The 23934-nt window shown below is 71.8% G+C and carries 16 protein-coding genes and 1 pseudogene; 5 read left to right on the forward strand and 12 right to left on the reverse strand.

The window, feature by feature from the left end; all coding sequences use genetic code 11:
- The 3 genes from ACZ6Y7_RS37615 to ACZ6Y7_RS37625 form a co-directional block, all read right to left on the reverse strand.
- On the reverse strand, positions 1-1175 hold a 1175-nt coding region (locus ACZ6Y7_RS37615), incomplete at its 3' end, for a PLL family lectin (RefSeq protein WP_465762482.1).
- Positions 1176-1801: 626 nt separating this feature from the next.
- A complete protein-coding gene (locus ACZ6Y7_RS37620; protein WP_465762483.1) occupies positions 1802-1984 on the reverse strand; it encodes a hypothetical protein in 183 nt (60 codons plus the stop codon).
- Between the two features lie 107 nt (positions 1985-2091).
- A complete protein-coding gene (locus ACZ6Y7_RS37625) occupies positions 2092-4947 on the reverse strand; it encodes an AfsR/SARP family transcriptional regulator (protein ID WP_465762484.1) in 2856 nt (951 codons plus the stop codon).
- Between the two features lie 938 nt (positions 4948-5885).
- On the opposite strand from ACZ6Y7_RS37625, the gene ACZ6Y7_RS37630 reads away from it, so the two are divergent.
- The 3 genes from ACZ6Y7_RS37630 (at position 5886) to ACZ6Y7_RS37640 (ending at position 10301) form a co-directional block, all read left to right on the forward strand.
- Entirely contained in the window at positions 5886-8243 is a 2358-nt protein-coding gene (locus ACZ6Y7_RS37630; protein ID WP_465762485.1) for a discoidin domain-containing protein, read from the forward strand.
- Between the two features lie 262 nt (positions 8244-8505).
- Positions 8506-8775, forward strand: a complete 270-nt coding sequence (locus tag ACZ6Y7_RS37635; protein ID WP_465762486.1) for a lipopolysaccharide assembly protein LapA domain-containing protein — start codon at positions 8506-8508, stop codon at positions 8773-8775.
- 683 nt (positions 8776-9458) lie between these two features.
- Complete coding sequence (locus ACZ6Y7_RS37640) at positions 9459-10301, forward strand: SDR family NAD(P)-dependent oxidoreductase (protein WP_465762487.1); 843 nt, start codon at positions 9459-9461, stop codon at positions 10299-10301.
- 39 nt (positions 10302-10340) lie between these two features.
- Here ACZ6Y7_RS37640 and ACZ6Y7_RS37645 read toward each other — a convergent pair.
- A pseudogene (locus tag ACZ6Y7_RS37645) lies at positions 10341-10904 on the reverse strand (rhomboid-like protein); the annotation flags it as partial.
- A 332-nt stretch (positions 10905-11236) separates the two neighbouring features.
- Here ACZ6Y7_RS37645 and ACZ6Y7_RS37650 point away from each other — a divergent pair.
- Complete coding sequence (locus ACZ6Y7_RS37650) at positions 11237-12838, forward strand: multicopper oxidase family protein (protein ID WP_465762488.1); 1602 nt, start codon at positions 11237-11239, stop codon at positions 12836-12838.
- Between the two features lie 184 nt (positions 12839-13022).
- Here ACZ6Y7_RS37650 and ACZ6Y7_RS37655 read toward each other — a convergent pair whose 3' ends face one another.
- Entirely contained in the window at positions 13023-14573 is a 1551-nt protein-coding gene (locus ACZ6Y7_RS37655; protein ID WP_465762489.1) for an MFS transporter, read from the reverse strand.
- 262 nt (positions 14574-14835) lie between these two features.
- Between ACZ6Y7_RS37655 and ACZ6Y7_RS37660 the strand changes: the two genes are divergently transcribed.
- Positions 14836-15765: an SDR family oxidoreductase gene (locus tag ACZ6Y7_RS37660; protein WP_465762490.1), complete on the forward strand. Its 930-nt coding sequence runs from the start codon at positions 14836-14838 to the stop codon at positions 15763-15765.
- 74 nt (positions 15766-15839) lie between these two features.
- Here ACZ6Y7_RS37660 and ACZ6Y7_RS37665 read toward each other — a convergent pair whose 3' ends face one another.
- From ACZ6Y7_RS37665 to ACZ6Y7_RS37695, 7 genes are all read right to left on the reverse strand, one after another.
- Positions 15840-16682: a methyltransferase domain-containing protein gene (locus tag ACZ6Y7_RS37665; RefSeq protein ID WP_465762491.1), complete on the reverse strand. Its 843-nt coding sequence runs from the start codon at positions 16680-16682 to the stop codon at positions 15840-15842.
- A 13-nt stretch (positions 16683-16695) separates the two neighbouring features.
- A complete protein-coding gene (locus ACZ6Y7_RS37670; RefSeq protein ID WP_465762492.1) occupies positions 16696-18297 on the reverse strand; it encodes an FAD-binding oxidoreductase in 1602 nt (533 codons plus the stop codon).
- Between the two features lie 191 nt (positions 18298-18488).
- On the reverse strand, positions 18489-19535 hold the full coding sequence (locus ACZ6Y7_RS37675; RefSeq protein WP_465762493.1) for a methyltransferase: 1047 nt from the start codon (positions 19533-19535) through the stop codon (positions 18489-18491).
- A 205-nt stretch (positions 19536-19740) separates the two neighbouring features.
- A complete protein-coding gene (locus ACZ6Y7_RS37680) occupies positions 19741-20829 on the reverse strand; it encodes a methyltransferase (RefSeq protein ID WP_465762494.1) in 1089 nt (362 codons plus the stop codon).
- Between the two features lie 82 nt (positions 20830-20911).
- Entirely contained in the window at positions 20912-21955 is a 1044-nt protein-coding gene (locus ACZ6Y7_RS37685) for a hypothetical protein (protein WP_465762495.1), read from the reverse strand.
- Between the two features lie 4 nt (positions 21956-21959).
- Complete coding sequence (locus tag ACZ6Y7_RS37690; protein WP_465762496.1) at positions 21960-22727, reverse strand: GPR1/FUN34/YaaH family transporter; 768 nt, start codon at positions 22725-22727, stop codon at positions 21960-21962.
- A 235-nt stretch (positions 22728-22962) separates the two neighbouring features.
- Positions 22963-23934, reverse strand: a 972-nt coding sequence (locus ACZ6Y7_RS37695) for a non-ribosomal peptide synthetase (protein WP_465762497.1), incomplete at its 5' end; no start/stop codon positions are given.

The following is a 23934-nucleotide window of genomic DNA, read 5'->3' on the forward strand; positions in this document are numbered from 1 at the left end:
TTCACGACGCTGCCACCGTTGTCGACGAACGCGACCAGGTTCCCGCCGGCGTTCGTGGCGAGACCGGAGCCCGCACGGGCCTGACCGCCGGTGCCCGACGGGCCCTGCCAGACACCATTGCTCACCCAGTCGTTCGCGACACTGCCGTAGGTGTCGACGAAGAACACGTGGTCGCCGTTGGCGTTGATGGCCAGCGGCGAGTCCGCACGGGCCTGACCACCGATCGGCGCCGGTCCGTGCCAGCCGTTGGCGTCGGCCCAGTCGTTGACCACGTTGCCGTTGGTGTCGATGAACACGACCAGGGTGCCCGCGGCGTTGGTGACGATCGGCGAGCCGGCCCGGGCCCGGCCGCCGGTGCCGGACGGGCCGTGCCAGACACCATTGCTCACCCAGTCGTTCGCGACGTTGCCGTAGGTGTCGACGAAGAACGCGTGGTCGGCCTTGGCATTGAGGACCACCGGCGAATCGGTACGGGCCTGACCACCGATCCCCACCGGACCCTGCCAGCCACCGTTGCTCACCCAGTCGTTCACGACACTGCCACTGCTGTCGACGAACGCGACATGAGAACCGGCAGCATCCACCGACACCGGCGACACCCGCGCCGGAACGACCGGGGTCGGGTCGTCGACGATGTTCTTGTAGCGGAGCGCGACGTACTCGCTGTTGGGGTGGCTGTCGAAGAACGCGGCGTCGATCGAGACACCGGTGACGTGCTTGACCGGCGTGGAGCCGAACGAGTAGTAGGAGAAGGTGGTGTGGGCTGCGTCGTCCCACTTCTCGAACAGGATCACGTGGTGGAAGTAGCTGTTCAGGATGTCGCCGGGCCTCAGGTCACTGCGGGAGATCGTGTTGGTGTACGCGTCTGCCAGCGACATGGTGTCGGCGCTGGTCCCGAGATGCCATGCCATCGAGACGTAGCCGGAGCAGTCGGTCCGGTAGGTCCTGCCCTGCGGGTCCGGGTAGTAGCCGGACTGGTCGTAGGGAATGTCCTGCCCCAGCCAGGACTGTGCCCGGGCGATCACCTCCGAGCGGGTGATCTGACCGCCGATCACCGAGTTGCTGGTGGCCGCGTGGGCCGCGGGCTGGGAGACGACGGCGGTGCCGACCGCGCCGCCCAGGGCGAGAGCGGCGGCGAGCGCGATGCGCGTGATCTTGGCAATGCGAATGGACACGGGAGAATTCCTCGGAGGGTTGAGATCGGTGGAGAAGACGAGCGACCGGCTGAATGGCTGGTGAACCGGCCCGCCCGTTTCCGGGCCGTGTCAGCCGGCGCAGGCGGTGCTGAGGCCGCGGGCGACGGTGCACGTGCTGGGGAGGGACTCCGCCCCTGGAATCGGCCCGGCTTGGGCAGCCCGGTGCGCCGTCTCAGTGGAGAGACATCGCGCTCTCTTGTCAGGCTTTCTCGGCTTCGATGGATGTGCGATGTGCTTCCGCTGGTTCGGCGGATTTCCAGCCGGTGGTGCCCGGCATGCGCTCCATCCTGACGGGGCGCTCTTCCTGACGTCTCCTCGCGCGCTTCTCGCCTTCTCCTCGCGCGCTCCTCGCGGTTCCCGTGCCGCTTCTCACGTCTCTTCGCCGGCGCCGCCGGACCCACGTCTCCGCCACGCCGCCCGGAAGGGTCCCATGCGCGCTGTCCTCGTCCTGCTCGTCGCAGATGGCCGCCGCCGCGGCCCGCCGTGGACTCACATTCGCCGTGGCAGGCCGGCTGGGCTCGCTGGAGGCACCATCGCTCGCCGGATGTGAGGCGGTTTCAGACGATGGGTCGGGGCTGACCCGAAGATCGAGTGAAACGTGCAGGTCAGATGGTAGGGATCGGTTCGAAGCGGACGGTTGGTCCGAGGCTGCTGGGGCTGCTGGCTTCCCTGGTCATGCGGCGCATGGCGCGTTCGGGATCGCGCTTGGCGAAGTGGTCGGCACCGAGGTCGCGGTAGGGCGTCTCGTCGCGAAGGACGTGCCGGATCGCGATGGCGAGCTTGTGCATGACGGCGACCAGGGCCCGTCTGCCGCCTCTGCCGGCGGATACGCGGCGGAAGAACGCCGCGAGGGGCCGCCCGCGCCGTCGGGGGCCCCGGGGCGGCGCGGGCGCGTTCAGTGTCGGATGTGGTGGAGCCGTTCGAGGCCGTCGAGGCTCTGCTGGAGCATGGCGGGGATGTCGTGGTCTCTGGCGATCCCGGCCGCGTGCTCGAAGCAGGTGCGAGCCTGTGGGAGCTGGCCGAAGTGGGCATGGGTCCGGCCGGTGATGATCAGGCAGTCGGCGATGCCGCTCATGTCCCCGAGGTGTCGGCGGAGCGCCAGGGACTCGTCGAGCGCGCCGAAGGCTTCCTCCTGCCGGCCGAGGCCGCGCAGGCAGTCTCCGAGGTTGGCCAGTGCGACGGCGAGATGCGTCAGGTTGCCACGGGTCCGGCAGACTTCGAGGACCGCACGGTAGTGCGTGTGCGCGACCTCGAACTCCTCGGTGTTCGCGTACGCCATAGCCAAGGCCGAGCGGACCCCGATCCCGCCCTCCTCCTCCCCGCTTTCCTGGTGGAGCCTCCAGGCCTCCTGTGCACAGGCCAGGGCCTGCTCGTGACGGCCCTGCTGGCCCAGGGCCATGGAAAGGTTCCCGAGGAGAGTGGCCTTGCAGACGTCGTCGTCCTGGTCCGCGAAGACGGAGATGGCGCCTTCGAGGGCCTCGATCGCCTCGCTGGTGCGGTAGGCCATGCCGTGGGACGTGCCGAGCCTGCGCAGCGTCCATGCCTGGCCGAGCTGGTCGTCGTGCTCCCGGGCGGACTCCAGGGCGAGGTTCAGGCAGCCGTCCCACTCGCCGGTCCACCAGAAGGTGTGCGCATACCCCATGAGCCAGACCGCAAGCCGCCAGGTGAGATCAGGTCGGGAGGAGTCCGCAGCCCGCTGGATCACCTCCTTGATGACGGGCAGTTCCTGCCGGCACCAGTCCAGGGCGTGCTGGGGGTCGGCGAAGGCGGGTACCGGTGCGGCGGGAGACTCGGCCAGGCGCGGCGCGCCATGGGGGTCGATGGCCGTCCCGGCTGCCTCCAGCGTGAGCGCGTACCAGACGGCCAGCCGTAGGCCGGCCGCGTCGCGGGCTGCGGCCGGTTCCTCCTCCAGGACCCGTTGCGCGGCGAATTCACCCAGGAGGTCGTGGAAGCGGTACCGCAGGGGTTCGGGTGACTGCAGCAGGTGGAGGTCTGTCAGCAGTTCGAGCAGGTCGGCGGTGTGGCCGGTCGGACGGTCCAGCAGCGCGGCTGCGGCGTCGACCCCCAGTGTGTGGCCGGACCACAGTCCCAGCAGTCGGAAGGCGCGCGCGGCGTCGCGCTCGATGTCGACGAGACTGTCGCGGATCGCGAGGTAGCTGGTGGCGAAGGTCGAATTGACGGCCAGGTGCCCCACGGACAGGGCCCGCAGACGCCCCTGGCTGTCGTTCATGCGCTCGGCCAAGGTGCCCAGGGTCCAGGCCGGGCGGGAGGAGAGCCGCGCACCGGTGATCCGCAGCGCCAGCGGCAGGCCCGCGCAGGCAGCCAGCAGGCGCATCGCGCCGTCCGGGTCCTGCCGGATGCGCTCTGAGCCGCAGAGCCGGGAAAGGAGGGACCGCTGCTCCTCGACATCGAGCGGGGTCAGGGACATCCGAACGCTTCCGGGCACGTCACCGAGGGTGTTGCGGGTGGTCACGATCACGGCGCAGGCACCGCTTCCCGGCAGCAGCGGCAGCACTTGTGCGCTGTCCCGCGCATTGTCGAGCACCAGGAGCACCCTGCGCTCGGCGAGCATCGTGCGCAACAGGGCGGCGCGGTCGTCGGTCTGCTCGGGCAGCGGCTGGGTCGACTGGGTCAGCGCGGTCAGGAAGGCGGCGAGCAGGTCGTGCGGATCACGTGCGGGGCCGGCCCCGAAGCCTCTCAGGTCCGCGTAGAGCTGACCGTCCGGGAAGTGGTGCTTCATATGGTGGGCAGCTTGCACGGCGAGGGTGGTCTTGCCGATGCCTCCCATGCCCGAGACCACCGCCACCCGAGGGGACCCGTCCGCCGACGGGCTCTCCAGCAAATCGGTCAGCGCCTCCAGCTCGGCCTGCCGGCCGGTGAAGTCGGTCAGCGCGCCGGGAAGCTGAGCGGGGACGGTGGTGGACACTGCAGTGAGGTGCCCGGGTGCGTCCCGTTGAGCCGGGCCGGCATCGCCCGTGGAGAGGTCCGAACAGGCACGGAGCGGTCGCTTCAGCTCCCGGTCGGCATTCAGAATCCGTTTCTGCAGCGTGCGCAGGCCCTCCCCGGGGTCGATGCCGAGCTCGTCAGCCAGTCGGAGGCGCACCCGGTCGAACACCGCGAGTGCGTCGCCCGACCGATCGCTGCGATGAAGCGCCAGCATCAGCCGCTCAGCCACGCCCTCCCGCGTGGGGAAGGAGTCCAAGAGCGCGGTCAGCTCGGGCACCAGCCGGTGATGCCGCCCGAGAGCCAGGTCCGCGTCGGCGAGGAACTCGTAAGCGGCGAACCGCTCCTCCTCCAGCTGCACCCGCACCGGCTCGGCGTAAACCGCCTCGACCCCGGTCAGGGCCTCGCCTCGCCACAATGCCAGCCCATGACGCATCAGCCGCGCCGCCGCCCGCGGATCAGCGGCATCGAACCGGCGACGGGCCTGATCGGCGAGACTCCGAAACACCGCCACATCGAATGCGGACTCCTCGACCGTCAACCGGTAGGAGCCGCCGCGCGAACTCAACGGATCGCCGCCATGGGCTCCCAGGACCTTGCGCAGCTCCGACAGCGCGGTGTGCACCTGACCGCGAGCACTCGTCGGCGCCCGCTCGCCCCAGAGCGCATCCACGACCTGTCCGGTGGTCACGAACTGGTTGGCGTTCAGCAGCAGGTAGCCGAGCAACGCCAGTCGCCGCGGGCGCCCCACCACGATCTGCCGGTCGCCAGAACTCACCTCGAATGAACCGAGAATCCGGTAACGCATTTCCCCCACCTAGCCCATGCCCCCCAGGACAGAACCTCAAGGCGCACCCGAAGCTCCCGCGGTGGGGCCTTGCCGTCCGGCGCCCAACCTACCGCGACCTGCGCGCACATGGTCAGCAGCCGTCCTGGGACGAGCAGGAGCCGCCTGCCGAGTCGCCCGCCGTGGCTGGGGTCCTTCAGAGGCCGGTTCCCGGTGAGGTCGCCCGGTTCCCCAGGCTCCGGTAGCGCTCCAGCCCGTCGTCGTCGAGATCGCCGGGGCCGCTGATCCGAAGGCACGTGGTGTCCCACTCGCGCGAGCCGCTGGTGCGCGGGCCGGTTGCGGCTCGAACGAGCCCGGCCGTCGGACTCGCGCGGAGTCTTCAGTTCCAGGGCGTGGTTCCGGGCGGTCGGCACGTCCTTCTCGGCGAGGTACTGCCGCTGCAGCCGCTCGAACCCCGGCAGCAGCCGGTCGTGCTCCCCCTGCCAGTAGGCGACCTGGCCGGCCTCCGTGCGGGGCGTTGGCATGCGGACGGGGGGTCGCGCAGGGCGGGGCGGCGCGCACCGGGCCCGGTCCGGCCGATCGGGCGGTGGCGCCCCTGCCCTCCCCGCCCGTTACGGTGATGCGCCGTCAGGAGGCCTGGTGAGCACGCGGTGTCACCCCTCCTGGCGTGTCGCACGTGTGCGCGGCAGCGTGTCCGATCCGGTCTGATTAAATCTGTTTTGCGCTGCGGGGGGGGCCACGCATGGTCCAGTCCTCTCCGGGCGACTCTGCCGTACCGCTCACCGCGAGGCCGGATCTCCCCGTTCGAAGGCCGGGGCCGCGCGCGGCCGCACCGCGCGATCCCCCGTGTCCGCGCCGTGGGCAGCAGCGGCACGGGACCGAGCGTCGCCACCCGTGCTGCCGCCGTCGCCGTGCCCGCGCCCCCGCGTGCATGCCTCCCCACCCCCGGAGGTCACCCCGTGACACCAAGAGCCGTTCCCCCTGCCGGAAAAGCGGTCTGCGCGCTGGTGCTCGCCGCGCCGTCGCTCCTCGCCCCCTCGGCGTCCGCCGCCGAGGATCCAGGCCCGACGAACGCCGCACCCGCCGTCGTCCCGGCTGTCCAGCAGTGGACCGGCGGCACCGGGCGGGTGGTGCTGGGCGACCAGGGCCGCTTCGTCACCCCCGTCGGATCCTCCGTCGAACTGCGGCGCCTGTCCGCCCAGGCCGCCGACGGACTGACCGAGGTGACGAAGGGCCGGTTCACGGCTTCCGAGGGCGCGGGCAGGGCAGGCGACATCGTGCTGAGGGTCGACGCGACCGCCGACTTCGGGGCGGTCCGGCCCCGACTGAAGGCGGAGGCCTACCGGATCGACGCAAACGGCGGGCGGATCGTCATCACGGGAGCGGGGCACCAGGGCGTCCTCAACGGTGTCCGGACGCTCCAGCAGATGATCGCCGGGTCCGCGGACCACCGCAGCGTCCCGGTCGGGTCCGTCGTGGACTACCCGAACTACGCCCTGCGCGGGCTGATGCTCGACATCGCCCGGCGCTACTTCACCCCCGAGTTCATCCGCTCGTACATCCGGTGGATGGGCTACCTGAAGCTCAACACCCTCCAACTCCACCTGAACGACAATGAGATGGGTGTGACGGACTGGTCGGGTGCGCAGGCGGCGTTCCGCCTGCGGAGCGACAATCCCGCGTTCGCCGGGCTGGCGGCCAAGGACGGCTCCTACACGAAGGCGGACTGGGACTCCTTCGAGGAGACCGCGGCCGCGGCCGGTGTGACCATCGTCCCGGAGATCGACGCGCCGTCGCACGCCCGGGCCTTCACCAAGTTCAGGCCGGACCTCGGCACCAACGGCGGCGAGTCCGACGAACTCGACCTCTCCAACCCGGCCGCCACCGAGTTCATGAAGTCCGTCTACGCCGAGTTCACCCCCTGGTTCCGGGGCCGGAGCGTCAGCATCGGCGCCGACGAGTACACCGGCCCCTCGATCGAGTTCAGGACGTACGTCAACTCCATCGCCCCCCACGTCCGGAGCCTGGGCAAGCAGGTCACCATGTGGGGCAGCCAGGGCATGATCTCCGGCGGAGGCGCGGGCTACGACAAGGACGTCATCCTCGACGCCTGGAACAACGACTGGTACAGCCCCAAGCACGCCATCGCCGACGGCTACCCGGACATCATCAACTCCAACGACGACCTCCTGTACGTCGTGCCGTTCGCGGGCTACTACCACGGCGAGGGCCTCGACGGCAGGGCGATCTTCGACGACTGGGAACCGAACGTGTTCTCCGAGGACCAGAGTCTGGACCGGCAGGACCCGCACCTGCTCGGCGCGATGCCGGGGGTCTGGAACGACCTGGTGCACGAGGACTACACGGAGTTCCAGGTGCACGGGCTGATCCAGAAGAGCCTGCCGGCCCTCGCCCAGAAGATGTGGTCCGGCACGCGCGCGGGCACCGACTACCGGGCGTTCCAGCACACCGTCCGCGCCGTCGGCCAGGGGCCGGGCACCGCCTACCTGCCCAACACCCTCGGCTCCAACGACGTCGCCTCCGACCTCGCCCTGGGCCGCCCCACCACCGCGTCCTCCAACCTGGGGCCCCGGTGGCAGCCGTCCAACGCCACCGATGGACTCGGCGACACCGGCTGGACCAGCGAGCGCGGCGACGACCAGTGGCTCACCGTCGACCTCTCCGCCGTGCGCCGGATCGCCTCCGCCACCCTCGGGTGGGAGGCCGACGGCTACGCACGGGACTACGACCTGCAGGTCTCCATCGACGGAACCACCTGGACGACCGTCGCCCGCCAACGCGGCCGCACCGCCGCCGGCACCGACACGCTCACCTTCGCCCCGACCGACGCCCGCTACGTACGGATGCAGGGCATCCACCGCGGCACCCCCGACGGCTACTCCCTCGCCAGCCTCGACGTCCGGGGCGCGGCCGATCTGGCGGCCGGCCGCCCCGCCACCGCCTCGTCCAGCGAGTCGGCCGCCCTCACCCCGGACCAGGCCTTCGACAACGACGGTGCCACCCGCTGGGCGAGCCGGCCCACCGACGCCGAGTGGCTCGCGGTCGACCTCGGCGCCGTGCAGACCGTCGGCGCGGCCTCGCTCGTCTGGGCGACGGCCGGCTACGCGCAGGACTACGACCTGCAGGTCTCCATCGACGGAACCACCTGGCGGACCGTCGCCGGGCAGCGCGGCCGCACCGCCGCCGGCACCGACACGCTCACCTTCACCCCGACCGACGCCCGCTACGTACGGATGCAGGGCATCCACCGCGCCACCCCCGACGGCTACTCCCTCGCCAGCCTGCGGGTGAACTGACCGACCCGGACGGGCCCGGTCGGCGGCCGGGCCCGTCGAAATCCGGGCGGGGCCCGCTCCTCGTCGACGCCCTCGCCGACGCGTGGGGCCTGCGCCCGTCCGTGCACGGGAGAGCCACGTGGTTCACCTTCTCCCAGGCGACCGCGGCGGCACCACCGAAGGGGTCGTGGGCTCCCCGGAGCGGCGGTCCGGGACCGGTCGCGGCCGGGGCCGGGGCCGGCACCCCGGGCATGAATCGGGTGAATCGCCCGATACTGGAGTCATGACGCAGAACGCCCGCACGCAGCACGATCCGTCGCGCCTCACGGTCAAGGGCCGCGAGGTCCGGTTGCGCACCATCGCCATGGCCGTCCTCGCCGTCCTGGCCGTCTGGTTCATCGCGGTCAACACCGCCTCGGTGACCATCACCCTGTGGGTCACCGACGTCACCATGCCGCTCTGGGTCGTGCTGACCGTCACGATCTTCGTCGGCGTCCTGATCGGCGTGTTCGTGGCCCGCCGCAGAGCCGCCCGCAAGGCGGCCAGGTCCTGATCAGGGGCGGCCGGCCCGTCCGCCCCAGCCGGGCGGGCCGGTCAGCACCGGGCCCGGGCCGCGCAGGCGGGCTCGTGCCAGGTCGTACGGACGACCAGACCGCCGTGGACCCCCTTGCCGAGCCGTGGCCCAACCCGTGGAGGAGTTCTGCTGCGCCGACCGGACCGGTGGGGGCGCCGGCCGGATCCTGACGACCCGACGCCGACGCACCGCCCCCGCGGCGAGGTCACCGCCGTCGGTCGGGGTCACCCCCTGTTCGCCCGAACCGCCCCTGTCGTCCTGGCTGCCGGCTCGGACGGGTCGGTATCGGTCGGCCGTGGTGTGCATCGGTGCCACCGCGGCCACTGCGGTCCCCGTCCTCCCACCGTGACCACGGCCAACGGACCGGAACCCGGCACTCCGGGACTGACGGTTCGGGAGGCGGTCACGGGATCCCGAACGACGGCCGGCCCGGGGGCATCCGCACGTCACCAGGTGTCGCGACCGACGGACAGGGCGTAGGCGGTCACCCGGCCGTCGAACGCCGGCCCACGCCGGGCCGGTCCGGGCCGGCCGGCCGCACGCGATCCCGTCCGCTGGACGACTGACTTGTTCACAGGTCCCGGATGACCAATGATGATGATCACCATGTGCCGTACCCGGTCCTGGCCGCATGCGCCTCGGACCCGACACCGGAGTTCACTGTGAAGAGTCTGCACCGCAAGGTCGCCATCGTCACCGGGGCGACAAGCGGCATCGGAGCCCGAATCGCGGAGGTGTTCGCCGCCGAGGGCGCATACGTCGTCCTCGCGGGCCGCCGCGAACAGGAAGGACACCAACGGTCCGAGGCGCTGGGCGAGTCGGCGACCTTCGTGCGCTGCGACGTGTCGGTCGAGGCGGACGTCGAGGCGCTGGTCGGCCACGCCGTCGAGCGCTACGGGCGGCTCGACGTCATGGTCAACAACGCGGGCGGGCCGGGGAACATGGCGTCGGTGGCCGACTTCGACTCGGCCGTGTTCACCCGGACGCTGGCGGTCCACGTCACGGGCGTCATGCACGGCATCAAGCACGCCGGCCGGCAGATGGTGGCCCAGCGCTCGGGAAGCATCATCAACGTGGCCAGCCTGGCGGGGAAGATCGCCGGATGGTCCGGCCTGGACTACTCGACCGCCAAGGCCGCGGCCCTCCACCTCACCCGGTGCGCGGCCGTGGACCTGGGTGAGCACGGGGTCCGCGTGAACAGCGTGTCCCCCGGTTTCGTGCCGACGGGCATCTTCGCCAAGGGTTCAGGAACCGAGGCCTCGGCCGCTGACGCCACGGCCGCGTCCGTGGCGGAAGCGTTCAAGCCACTGCTGGACTCCAGCCAACCGCTCCCCGGCACCGTCCGCGCCGACGACATCGCCGCGGCCGTGCTGTGGCTCGCCGGCGATGCCAGCCGCCTGGTCACCGGGCAGGATCTGGCGATCGACGGCGGTATGACGGCCGGACGCCCCGCCGCCGTCTCCCGGGCCGAACGGACCCGCATGCGCGACCTGCTGTCCTCCTGACCTCGGGGAAGCGTGGTCGACGAGGACGACCGCGAGGCCGGTGAGCGCGGCCAGGACGTGCCCGACGGCGGCCACGTCGCCGTCGGGCAGTCCGTCGAGCAGCTCGGGCGCCGACGCCGCCAGCAGGGCCGACCACGCCGCCCGCCACCACACCGCCCGGGCGCACCCCGTCGCGATGACCATCGCCGCGACCACGACGAACGACGGCCCGGTGTCCACCTCGTACGCGGCACCGGGCAGCAGGGCGCCGTGCCGGATGCGCCACCAGACCATCGCCTCCGTCACGGCCGTCGCACCCACGTGGGCCAGCGCGAGCACCAGCACCGCGCGCAACCGGCCGAGGACCGCCACCGCGGTGAGCCCCGACAGCGCGAGCAGCGGCCACGCCCAGCCGTCGCCCTGGGGCACGAACGCGGAGGCCACCAGGGCCTCGACCGGGTGCCCGGCCGGCCAGGGCCGCAGGTTGGCGAGGCACGTCGAGACCCACGCGCGCAGCCGCTCCGCGTCGTGGACGGGAAGCGCGTGCGTGACCGTCACCCCCGCGGCCAGCAGGACCGCGTACCACGCGGCGGGGTCGCGGAGGAGTCGGCGCGCTGCGGGCACGGGGTTTCTCCAGGGGTCTCGACGGACTCCGGCGTAGCGTACGGCCCTCGCCGGCGGCGCAGCGACGCCCCCGGGGGTCGATCGCCGTACGGGAGACGCCTCGGCGGCGGGCTCCGCCGCCGAGGGAGGCGACCGGCGTCCCCGGCCGCAGCCGCCGCGCGGTGGTCCGACGAGAATTCCCTCGGGCCGGAATCCGGGAATTGACCGAAACCGACCGCTCTCCGGTAAAGGACTGGCCAACAGCCCGTCAGATCTTGTCCAGTCCTGATCGATCGGTGAGGCTGGGGCTCACCACGAACCGTTCATACGAACGATACGGATACGGAGAGTCGATGCCCAACGCTACCGGAGCGACTGGCGATTCCCAGCGGCAGCAGATCCGTCGCACCAGGCGCCTCATCCACGCCCTCACCGCCGGCGCCGTGCTGTTATCGGCCGCGGTGCTCGGCACCCGGGCGATCGCGGCCCCGCCGTCGGACGCGCCGCCCACGCCCCCGACGACCGCCGAGCAGGAGAAGGGGATGCGGGCGGGCGAGCCGTTCCGCGATCCCGCGACGGCGGACGCGACCGGGGACGACCGGAACCTCACCGTGACGCTGGAGGCCGGCCTGAGCCGCTTCGACGTGTCCGGGCGCCAGGTGTCCGGCCAGGCCTACAGCGGCGGCACGGTGGTCGGCCCCACGCTCAGGGTCTCGCCCGGGTCGACCGTCACCGTCCGGCTCGTCAACCGGCTGCCGGTCGCCACCAACCTGCACTTCCACGGCATGCACGTCTCGCCGACCGACGACTCCGACAACTCCTTCAGCTGCGTCTCCCCCGGAGCCGCCATCACCTACCGGCTCGTGATCCCGGCCGACCACCCGCAGGGCACCTTCTGGTACCACAGCCACGCCATGGGCACCGTGTGCTCCGCGGGCGGCGGCCACAACATGGCCGACATGGCCTTCAGCCCCGGCCAGACCCAGAACCAGATCTTCGCCGGCCTCTCCGGCGCCATGGTCGTCGGCGACAACCGCACCCTGCTGCCGGCCGGCCTGCGCGACGCCACCGCGCACACCTTCGTCCTCAAGGACGCCCAGCTCGACCCCTCCGGGCGCATCGTGCAGAACACGATCAGCCCGTCCAACCCCACCGTGCGGCTCGTCAACGGGCAGCTGCGGCCCACGCTCGCGATGCGGCCGAACGAGACGCAGCTGTGGCGGCTGGTCAACGCCGGGGCCGACATCACCTACCGACTCCGCCTCGACGGGCAGCGGTTCACCGTCGTCGGCGAGGACGGCATCCCGGTCGCCCGGGTGAGCAGCCGCGACGCCCTCGTGCTCCCGCCGGGCAAGCGCTTCGACGTCCTCGTCACCGCCGGCGCGAGCCCCGGCCAGACCGTGCTGCGCACGACGACGTACAGCAACGGCCCGCAGGGCGACACCTACCCGGACACGCAGTTGGCCGCGGTCAAGGTCGACGGGCGGGCCGTCACCCGCCAGCCGGACGTCTCCGGCGCGATTCCCACCGCCCCGGCCGACCTGGCCACAGCGGGTGTCGCCACCAGCCGGACGGTCGACCTCTCCGAGGCCCAGGAGGGCGACTCCTTCTACTTCCTCATCAACGGAAGGAAGTTCGCGGCGGACAGCTCCGTCTTCGACACCCCGGCCCGGCTCGGCACCGTCGAGGAGTGGACGATCGTCAACCACACCGAGGAGAACCACCCCTTCCACCTGCACACCAACGCCTTCCAGGTGGTGTCCGTCAACGGAGTGGCGCAGCCCTACACGCACCGCGAGGACACCGCGACGGTGCCGGCCTCGTCCGGCGGGGTGCCCGGGCGGATCGTGATCCGGATCCCGTTCGCCGACTACCCGGGCAAGTGGATGTTCCACTGCCACATCGCGGCCCACGAGGACCTCGGGATGATGAGCTACCTCGACGTCGTGCGCTGACGGCGCCATCCGGCGTCGGTGTGCCCGCCGCCCGGCACGTGGGGTGCGCCACGTGCCGGGCGGCTCGTTCGTCCGGGTTCACGCGTGCCGGGGGTCGCGCGTTCCGGGGTTCGCGTGCCGGGGAACCCGCGCTCCGGGGTTCACGTGCCGGGGTCCACGCGCTCCGGGGCCCACGTGCCGGGGTTCACGCGTTCTGCGGATCGGCCACGTCCAGGGCCGGGGCGGGGGTGTCGTCGGCGCCCCCGCCGCCGGAGGGGACCGAGCGGAGCAGGAGGAGCGCCATGAGGACGGCCACGGCGGTGAGCGCCGTGCAGATGGTGCTCACGTACTGGAGCGCGTGGGTGAAGGACTCCCGGGCGGTGTCCAGGGCCTCGTTGCCGATCTCCTGCGGCAGGCGGGAGACCTCGGCGACGGCGGAACCGATGGTGTCGCGGATGGCGGACTCCGACTCCGGGGACAGCCCCTCGGTGGCGAGTCCGTCGGCGACCTGCGTGCGGTAGACCGCCGTGCCGATGCTGCCGAGGATCGCGATGCCCGTGCCGAGGCCGATCTCCTGGAGGGTCTCGGAGACGGCCGAGACCGCGCCGGCCCGCTCCGGCGGCGCGGAGGCGATCATCATGTCGGTGCCGAGCGCGATGGTGGGCGCCACACCGAAGTTGAGCAGGGCGAGCGCGACCATGACGGTCGGCAGCCCGCTGTCGGCGGTGACCTGCGTCAGCACGCCGAAGCCGACCAGCGCGATCGCGAGTCCGACCGTCATCACGTACGCGGAGCGCATCCGGGTCAGTGCGAGCGGCGCGAGCAGCGAGCCGACCACGCCGCCGACGCTGGCGGGCAGGGAGGACAGCCCCGCCTTCATCGGGGAGAGCCCCACGACCATCTGCAGGTACTGCGCGACGAACAACTGCGAGCCCGACATCACGAACAGCGCGATCCCCATCGTGGTCAGGGAGGCGGAGAACCTGCGCTCGCGGAACAGCTTCGGTTCGATCAACGGGTGGCTCAACCGGCGCTGTCGGACGGCGAACACGGCCCCGGCGGTGAGGCCCAGCAGGAGGGCCCCGAGGGACAGCGGCGCGAGGCCGTCGGCGGCCAGCTTCTTGAGGCCGAAGACGGTGGTCAGCAGGGCGAGGATCAACAGGCCGACGCTCGCGAGGTCGATCCGGCCCGGGTTCGGGTCCCGGTACTCGGGCAGCAGCACCGGTCCGACGAGCAGCAGCAGGACCATCGCGGGGACGCCCAGGAGGAAGACCGAGCCCCACCAGAAGTGCTCCAGCAGCACGCCGCCGACCAGCGGGCCGATCGCGCCGCCCACCAGGAAGCAGGCGATCCAGATGCTGAAGGCGAGGGAGCGCTGCTTGGCGTCGAAGAACATGTTGCGGATCAGCGACATCGACGACGGCATGAGGGTCGCCCCCGCGATGCCGAGCAACGCGCGGCTGAGGATCAGCATCTCGGTGTTGCGGGAGAACGCCGTGAGCAGCGACGCGGCGCCGAAGCCGGCCGCGCCGAGGAGGAGCAGGCGGCGGCGTCCGACGCGGTCGCCCAGCGTGCCGGCGATGATCAGCAGGCCGGCTATCAGGAAGCTGTAGATGTCGACGATCCACAGCAGCTGGAGTCCGCTGGGGTGGATGTCCGCGCTCAGGTGCGGCACCGCCAGGTGGAGCACGGTGTTGTCGAGCGTGATGAGCAGCGCCGGTAAGGCGAGGACGCCGAGGGCCGTCCACTCGCGCATTCCGGCACGCTTCACGGGGGACGGGGATGTCGAAGCGGAAGTCATGGGAAGAGCCTATTCACTTCGTACCGCATGCCAACTCCCTTGGCGGCCGGAGAGGCTGACCGGCCGACGGGATCGTGCCATCTGCCGGTAAAAGCCGTGAAAAGTACGGCACAAGGGGTCGTCTTTTGGAATGATCGTGGGGTCATTGGTCCGGTGTCGACGAGGGCGCGGACCGGATCGTTCGGACAGGCAGACAGCCAGACAGACAGGGAAGTCCATGGGAACCGACACATCGGCACCGAACCTCCACGGAAAGATCGCACTGGTCGCGGGGGCGACCCGGGGCGCCGGGCGCGGCATCGCCGTCCAACTCGGTGCGGCGGGCGCGACGGTGTACGTCACCGGCCGCACCACCCGGCAGCAGCAGTCGGAGTACCAGCGCGCCGAGACGATCGAGGAGACCGCCGAGCTCGTCACCGCGGCGGGCGGCACGGGCATCGCGGTGCCCACCGACCACCTGGTGCCCGAGCAGGTCCGCGCGCTGGCCGAGCGCATCGATGCCGAGCAGGGGCGGCTCGACGTCCTGGTCAACGACGTCTGGGGCGGGGAGAAGCTGTTCACCTTCGACAAGACGGTGTGGGAGGGGGATCTCGACAACGGCCTGCGGCTGATGCGCCTGGGCGTGGAGACCCACGCGATCACCAGCCACTTCCTGCTGCCGCTGCTCGTGCGCCGGCCGGGCGGGCTGGTGATCGAGATGACGGACGGGACGCTGGCCTACAACCAGGAGCACTACCGCAACTCGTTCTTCTACGATCTGGTCAAGAACAGCGTGCTGCGCATGGCGTTCGCGCTCGCGCACGAACTGAAGCCGCACGGCGGTACCGCGGTCGCGCTGACGCCGGGCTGGATGCGGTCGGAGATGATGCTCGAAACCTTCGGCGTCACCGAGGACACCTGGCGCGACGCGCTGGCCGTGGAGCCGCACTTCGGCATTTCGGAGAGCACGGCGTACGTCGGACGCGCGGTCGCCGCGCTGGCCGGGGACGATGACGTCGCGCGCTGGAACGGCCAGTCGCTGTCCAGCGGCCAGCTCGCCCGGGAGTACGGCTTCACCGACCTCGACGGCTCGCGTCCGGACTGCTGGCGGTACATGGTCGAGGTCCAGGAGGCCGGCAAGCCGGCGGACACCACCGGCTACCGGTAACGAGCACGCCCGCGGCCGCCCGGCGCCCTCCGTGAGGACGGGTGCCGGGCGGCCGCCGCCGCTGCGGGACCGGGTCAGGAGCCGGCCGCCGGGCCGCGCGTCGCGGCGATCACCAGGTACCCGATGTCGGGGCTGGCCGCCGCCCGGCGCATCAGGTCGATGTACTGGTCGACCGGTTCCCGGCCCTCGATCCGGGCCAGTTCGTCGCGCCGGGCCTCGACGGCGTCGGCCATGATGGTCCCGGTCCGGACCACCTTGTCGCTGATGTCGCGGACCTCGATGTCGACGAACCCGTTGACCGCCAGCAGTTCCGAGTACTCGGCCGCGGTGGCGTACGGGCTCACGTGGTAGGCGGCGCGGATCTCGTCGAGCACCTTGCGGCCCTCGGGAGTCATCGGCGGGCGTTCGACGGTGTCGGCGATCACCAGCCGGGCGCCCGGTCGCAGCACCCTGGCCGTCTCGGCGAGCGCGCGGCGCCGGTCCGGCACGTGGAGCAGCGACTCGATCGCCCACGCGCCGTCGAACGAGCCGTCGCCGAAGGGCAGTTCCGTCACGTCGGCGCGCCGGAACCCGGCCGCCTCCGTGCGGCCCTCCCGCACGGCGCGCCCGACGGCCTTCTCCACCTCGACGTCGCTGATGTCGATGCCGGTGACGCGCACCTCCCTGGCGGCGACGAGCTGGAGGGCGGGCTTGCCCACGCCGCAGCCGATGTCGAGCACCTCGGCGCCGGCGGCCGGGTCGAGCAGGGTGATCATCAGGTCGGTCAGGCGGGCCGTGGCGACCTCGACGGTGGCGGTGTCGGTGTCGTCCTCCCAGTAGCCGTAGTGCAGGTTCTCCCCCCAGACGGCCGTGAGGACCTGCCCGAGGCCTTCGTAGAAACTCGCGACACCGTCGATGCGGTTCGTCTGCGTGGCCATCGTGGTCTCCGTCTCAGGCGGGTCGGATCGACAGGGCGTGGCGGAACACGTTGCGCGGGTCGTACGCCTTCTTGATCCGCTGCAGGCGCGGGTAGTTCGCTCCGTAGTAGAGCGTGCTCCAGGGCGTGCCGGAGGTGTTCCACTCCGGGTCGGCGAGATCGGAGTCCGCGTAGTTGATGTACGCGCCGGCGTTGACGGCATCGGGCACCGGGACACCGCCGGTCCTGGCGTAGACGTCCCGGTAGAGCTTGCGCACCCAGGCCACGTGCGGGGCGTCCTGGTCCGGTGTCCGCCACACGCCGGGGGTGAAGTAGGCGCGCAGGATCGAGTCCCGGTGCGGGTAGGCGGTCGCGTCCGGGGCGACGGTGTTGATCTTCCCGCCGAGGGCGGCGAGGTTCACCTGCGCGCCCGGGTTGCCGAGGGAGTCGTCCGTCAGGTAGCGGTAGATCGTCGCGATCTGCTCGTCGGTGTAACTCCTGCGCAGGTCAGCGGTCTTGTCCTTCTGGCGCCCGGAGGCACCCCAGTACCAGTTGTCCCGGTCGAGCCAGGGCAGCGGGTACCTCTGCTCCGACGCGATCTTGAGACCGGTGCCCGCGGTGATGTCCGCGATCAGCCCGTCGAGCATGGCCTCGCCGCCCTCGACGGTGTCCTCGACGCCGGTCAGCAGGCTGATCACGCCGGCCGCCCGGTGCGAGGCCGAGAGCGAGGCCCAGACCTGGACCTCCTTCGCCCCGGGTGCGCTGTTGCGCTCGAACCACTGGCAGTAGTTGCGGATGAGCGTGGTGAAGGCCTGCTGCGACAAGGAGTCCCAGGACCACTGCACCGTGCGGGCCCGCTGGTTGCCGGCCCGGGGCAGGAGCTTGCCGGGATCGAGCGAGTTCACGTTCGGCGTGCGCAGCCAGTACCGGGTGACGACACCGAAGTTGCCGCCCCCGCCGCCGGTGTGCGCCCACCAGAGGTCCCGGTTCGGGTCGTTGGCCTCGCGCGTCGCCACGACCGTCCGGGGCTGTCCGTCGGCGCCCACCACGACCACCTCGACGGCGTAGAGGTGGTCGACGGCTATGCCGTGGATGCGCGAGTAGAAGTTGTAGCCGCCGCCGAGGATGTGCCCGCCGAGGCCCACCTCCGAGCAGCCGGCAGAGGGCAGGTGCACGCCCCACCCCTTGAAGAGCCTATGCTGCGTCTGCGCCACGAGCACCCCGGGCCCGACCGCGAAGGCCCTGCGCGACTCGTCGTAGCAGACGTCGGACAGCTGCGAGAGGTCGATGAGTTCCCTGATGTCGGGCGTCGCCGTGAAGTTCTCCAGGCAGTGGCCCCCGGAGCGGACGGCGACCCGGCGGCCGGCCGCGACGGCCCGGCCGAGCGCTTCCATCACGTGGTCGCGGGTGGTCGCGATGGTCACCTGGTCGGGCCGGCCGCTGAACCGGGTGTTGTGGGCGTGCAGGAAGCCGTCGTACCGCGTGTCCCCGGGCTGCACGGTGACGGCACCGAACGGCGGCGCGCACGCCTCCGTCGCGGCCGCGGGCCGGGCGCCGGCGACGACGTCCGCCGCCACCAGGCCGGCCCCGGCGAATGCGGCACTGGTGAGTAATCCCCGGCGGCTCAATCCAGACATCTGTGCGACTCCTCGGCTCATGACGGCAGAAGGGAAGGGGGACACGACTCGATCGCGGCATTCCGCCGGCTGGGACTGTGCCACCGGCCGGCCCGGAAGCCCGCGTAGATGATATTCAACTTGACGCTAGTAAGTACCGCAACTGTCCTCTTTCGAAAGCTCTTTCACGGGATGCCCGGCTCCAACTGCGGCTACCGCTCCTTCCGACGGGCCGTGATCACCGCCATGCCGCTCGGCAGGACCTTCGTCTCCTCGCTCTCCAAGCCGGCGTCGGCGAGCAGTGCGGCGAATTCGGCCCGGGTGCGCTCGCGCCCTCCCGCGGCGCCGAAGAGGGAGAGCATGTAGACGTCCATGACGGAGGGCAGCCGGTGCGGGGCCTCCCCGTCCTCACCACCGGCGTCCGTCACCAGGTCGATCACCATCAGGCGGCCGTGCGCGGGCATCGCGGCGGCGCAGGTGCGCAGGATGTCCGCGGCGCGGTCGCGGCCCCAGTCGTGCAGGACGTGACTGAGGACGTACAGGTCGGCGCCCGGCGGGACGTGCGCGAAGAAGTCCCCGACCACGGCCGTGCAGCGGCGGGTGAGTCCCTCCTCGGCGATGCGCTTCTCCGCGAGCGGGACCGTCCCCGGCAGGTCCAGGACGGTACCGGTGCTCCCCGGCGTGCGGTGGAGGAGCTCGCACAGCAGGTGGCCGTTGCCGCCGCCCACGTCGACGATCCACGGGAAGCGGTCGAAGCCGACGGCGTCGAACACCTCGTCGAGCTCCAGGCGCAGGCCGGCCTCCTGCGAGCGGTCGAACACCTCGCGGCGGTCCGGCTGCTGCTCCAGGTACGCGAAGAGGTCGCGGCCGAAGTGCCGGTGGAACGCCGACTTCCCGGTCCGGACGGTGTGTTCGAGGTCCGTCCAGGTCCGGCCGACCTCGCCCGCGAGCAGCAGCGCGGTCGGGTGAGCCGTCCCGGGCGTCTGCGGCAGGAGCGTGCTGCCGAAGGGCGTCACCGCGAAGGTCCCGTCGGCCTCCTCCGTGAACACGCCGAACGTCACCAGTGCGCGCAGCAGGCGCTCCAACGCCACTGGGTGGGCGCCGAGTTCGGCGGCCAGCCGCTGGGCGGAGCGGGGCCGCGCGGCGAGCGCCTCGGGGACGCCGATCCGCACGGCGGTGCAGATCGCCCTCGACACGAGCTGGCCGTAGAGCAGCATGCGCATGCGGGTGGCGTGGTCGTGCGTCTCGGGGTGGAGCATGCCGTCACCTCGTTCAGGGGGAGGGGAGTCGGGTCGTCGGCGGGTGGGCGGATCCGGATGCGGCCGGGGACACGGCCGGGGCTGGGGCCGAAGGCCCGGCCAGGACGGGGTCCCAGGGCTCGGCCGGGGGTCCCAGGGCTCGGCCGGGGCGGGGCCGCCACCGGGTGGCGGCCCCGTCGGGTCCGCAATGCGCGGGCGGCGACCGCTACTTGGTCGCCACGATGACGCCGTGCGGGGTCCAGCCCGGGATCGGGATCCGCTTGACGGTGCTGAAACCGGCGTCGCGGAGGCACTTCTCGTGCTGCGCCCAGGAGTAGATCATCCCGCCCTCGGCCGGCAGCGCGGCGAAGTACACGCTGTCCAGCGCGGCGACGACCGGGCCGTCCCCCTCGTCGTTGGACATCGAGTTGAACACCACCAGCTGGCCGCCCTCCGGCAGCGCCGCGTACGCGCGGCGCAGCAGTTCGGTGTTCTCCTCCAGCGTCCAGATGACCAGCTGGTGGGCGAACATGATCACGTCGCAGCCGGTGGGGAGCGGATCGGCGAACATGTCGCCGGTGATGACCGAGACCTGGTCGCTCACGCCCGCCTGGGCGATCTTCTTCTCCGCGATGGTGCCGGAGGCCGGGATCTCGAAGACCGTGACCTTGAGGTCCGGGTTGGCCTTGGCCAGCGCGATGGCGTTGACCGCGTCGCCACCGCCGCAGTCCAGCAGGTGCCTGCGCCCGGACAGGTCGAGCTCCTGCACGAGGTGCTTGTTCGCGAGCTCCGACCACGACCGCATGTAGCGGTAGAAGACCTGCTCGAGGTGCGGGTTCTCGGCCAGCCGGTGGTACAGGTCCCGGCCCGAGCCGCGCACCCGGCGCAGCCCGACGTTGCGGTTCTCGCGCAGCGAGTCGGTGAAGTCCAGCTGGCCCTCGTAGACGACGTACTGCTCGAACGCGACGGTGTCCTTGAAGCGCTGCCAGTCGCCCTCGTCCATGAGGTCCCGCACGACCCGGGCGAGGTGGTAGCGGCCGTTCTCCTTGACGACGATGCCGAGGGAGGTGCAGCCGAGGAGCAGGATCTCGACGGCGCGGTCCTGGAGGCCCAGGCTGTCCCGGACCTGCTCACGGGTGAGCTCGCCCTTCTCGGCGAGGAGCTCGGGCAGACCGAGTTCGCAGGCGGCGTTCAGGTACTGGAAGGCCGCGTGCCCGAAGAGGATCCGGGACAGTCCGTCCATGTCCAGCGCCGGGACGGGCGCGGAGCCGGGAGCGGTGCTCGTGCCGTGCGGGTTGGGAGCGGTGGTGGTCATGGGTACGCCGCCTTTCGGAGGTGGGGCCTTGGGCCGTGGTCTGGGATCGGGTCGGTCGTTGGGGTGGGTGCGGGCCGGCGGGTCACGCGCCCGGGACGTCCGGGAGGGAGCCGGCCCGGATGCGGTGGAACTGCTCGATGACGCCCACCGCGGGGCGGTGCGAGCGGCTCGTCGCCAGGAGGCTCGGTGACTGCCGCCCCACGAAGTGCCCGCACACGCCCTTGTGCGCGTCGTACGTGGCGTCCAGCGCCGTCCGGAAGTCCGCCAGGGCCTCCGGGCGGCGGGCCGCCAACCAGGACCACGCGGCCCGGGACTCCGTGAGCTCGGCCACCAGGGCCTCGTGGTCGCGCCAGCGCAGCCCGCTCATCTGCGGGGGTGCGACCGGCGGCATCAGGGTGGGCCGGATCTCGGCCCGGTACTGGTCCGCCGTGGCGTCCCCGGCGAAGCGCAGGGCGGCCCGGCAGGCCCGCATCACGCGGGTGGCGACGGCGGCCGCGGTGGCCGCGAGCTCCTCGTCCCCGGCGTCCGCCGCGGCCCGCAGGCTGCCCAGGGCCATGGTGGCGCCCTGGGCGAACACCATGAACACGTGGTGTCCGCGCACCCAGCGCCGCAGGCCGTCGAGCGGCGCCGGCTCCCCGGGGCGGTCGGCTCCGGGCGCGTCGAGCACCGGCGGGAGGAGGGTCGGCTCGGCCAGCCAGCCGTGCACGACGTCGAAGCCGTCGAGCAGATCGGCCCAGTCGGGCGCGTCGAGGCCGGTGCCCCGCTCGTCGGCCAGCTCCAGGACGCCGAGTTGGGCGTTCAGCAGCGCGGCGGCGAGGAGGGCGAGCGGCTCGCCGTGGTGGCGTTCGATGCCGAACGCCAGGTCGTTGTCGCGGTTGGGCCGCGACTCGCGCGGGTCGTCGCCGACCGGAGTGCTCGGCACCGGTCCGAGCACGGCACGGGCCGTCCGGGCGGCGCCGAGCAGGCGGGGCACCCCCGTGCGGTGCGCCGGGGCCGCCAGCCGGGCGGCGACGGCGGCCAGGGCGGCCGGGCGGGCCGCCGCGATCGCCGGCACCGAAACCGGGAGGTCCTCCGGGCGGGCCATCGGGAACGGCACGGTGGCGACGTCGGGCAGGTAGTCCGTCATCGGGTCACCGGGACTTGAGCAGCGGCTTGCCGAGCGGGAGTCGCTTGGCGCCGGTCGCGCTGTGCATGGCGCTCGCGAAGATGTACATGCCGAGCGCGATGAACAGGAACATGCTCCCGATGCCGACGTAGACGAGCCACGGGTCGCTGGGCTTGAGCGGGTGGTTGATCGTCTGGTCGATGGCCTGCTCGATCGCACCGAACAGCACCAGCAGGGTGAGCGAGACGACGATGAAGAGGAAGGTGTACGCCCGCGGCAGGTGCAGCGTCGTGACCGTCAGGAGGACGATCACGATGGCCCAGACGAGGACGAAGTTGGCCGTCGCCTGGCGCTGTTCGACGTTCTCGAAGGTGCCCATCCAGTTGTTGTTCAGCGCGATGCTGAGCACCGAGAAGCTGAGCCAGAACGTGCCGAACAGCCCGTAGACCGCGGCGAACACCCCGTCGCCCAGGCGCATCGACCAGGCGGCGGCCATCAGCAGCATCACGGTGCTGCTGAACACCATGATCGGCAGGGAGGCCACCAGCGAGTTCGCCGGGATGCTGATGTCCTTGAGGTAGAACGCGAGGGAGAGGGAGCCCAGCAGGAAGCCGCCGAAGCCCAGCATCGCCGCCTGGGGCGAGCGGGGGCCGGTCAGCGCCTCGGACGCGGACTCGGAGGAGGACTCGGCTCCGGTGCCGGCCTCGGGCGAGGCCTTCGCGGAGGCGGGGGCGGATGCGGGGGCGAGGGCGACCGCCTGGGGGGTGTCGAGGGTCGGGTTTTCCTGCTTCATCGTCGGTTGTCTCCTGCTCGTGGTTCGTCAGGGTTCAGTTCGTCGGGGGATGGTTCGTCGGGGGGATGGCTCGTCGGAGGGATGGCTCGTCGGGGCATGGTTCGGGGGCATGCTTCGTCGGGAGCGGGCCGCGGCCAGGAGGCCGGTGTGCCCTGGCGCTTCGGACGGTGGCCTGCCGCGTGGTGTGCCGGACGGTGACAGGCCGGACGGTGACGTGCCGGACGGTGGCCGGAGGTCAACCGGTGGGGCGGCCGAGGGTGCGCCGCACGCGCGGGATGGCCTCCGGGGCCTGCCAGTCCGCCGGGTCCGGCAGCCGGCGGGCGAGTTCCTTGAGGACGGAGTGCTCGAAGATCAGGTCGAGCGGGACGTCCGTGCCGGTCTGCGCGGAGAGCCTGGACGCGACCCGGGTGGCGAGGAGGGAGTGGCCGCCGAGGGCGAAGAAGTCGTCCTCGGCACCGACCTCGGGAACGCCGAGCAGCTCGCACCAGATGCCGGCGATCAGCCGCTCGGCCGGTGTCCGGGGTGAACGGCCGCTCCCCCCAGCCGGGTTGGGATCGGCGGACGGCAACGCACCGCGGTCGACCTTGCCGTTGGGCAGCAGCGGGAACGCGGGCAGCTCGACGAACACGGACGGGACCATGAACCGCGGCAGCCACGCCCGGGCATGAGCGGCCAGCTCCGCCTGGTCCAACCTCCCCGCCCCGGCCGGCACCACATACCCCACCAGCCCCAGCAGACCCGAAGCGTCCTCCCGGGCCACCACCAACGCGCCCTCCACCCCGGCGTGCCGGCGCAGCACCTCCTCCACCTCGCCCAGCTCCACGCGGTGGCCGCGGACCTTCACCTGCCCGTCCGCCCGGCCCAGGTAGTCCAGCTTCCCGTCCGCACGCCACCGCACCAGATCCCCCGTCCGGTACAGCCGGCCCCCCGCCGACGAGAACGGATCCGGCAGGAAACGCTCCGCCGTCAAAGCCGGACGCCCCAGATAACCGCGCGTCACACCCGCCCCCGACAAGTACAACTCCCCCACCGCGCCCAACGGCACCGGCCTCAACCCGCCGTCCAGCACATACGCGCCCGTACCGTCCACCGGCACCCCGATCGGCGTGCGCACATCCCCCGGATCCGTCACCGTCCACGTCGAGTACGTGGTGTCCTCACTCGGACCGTAGAGGTTGTTCACCACCTCCACCCCCTCCAGCGCGTA

Source organism: Kitasatospora sp. NPDC053308, assembly GCF_055585785.1.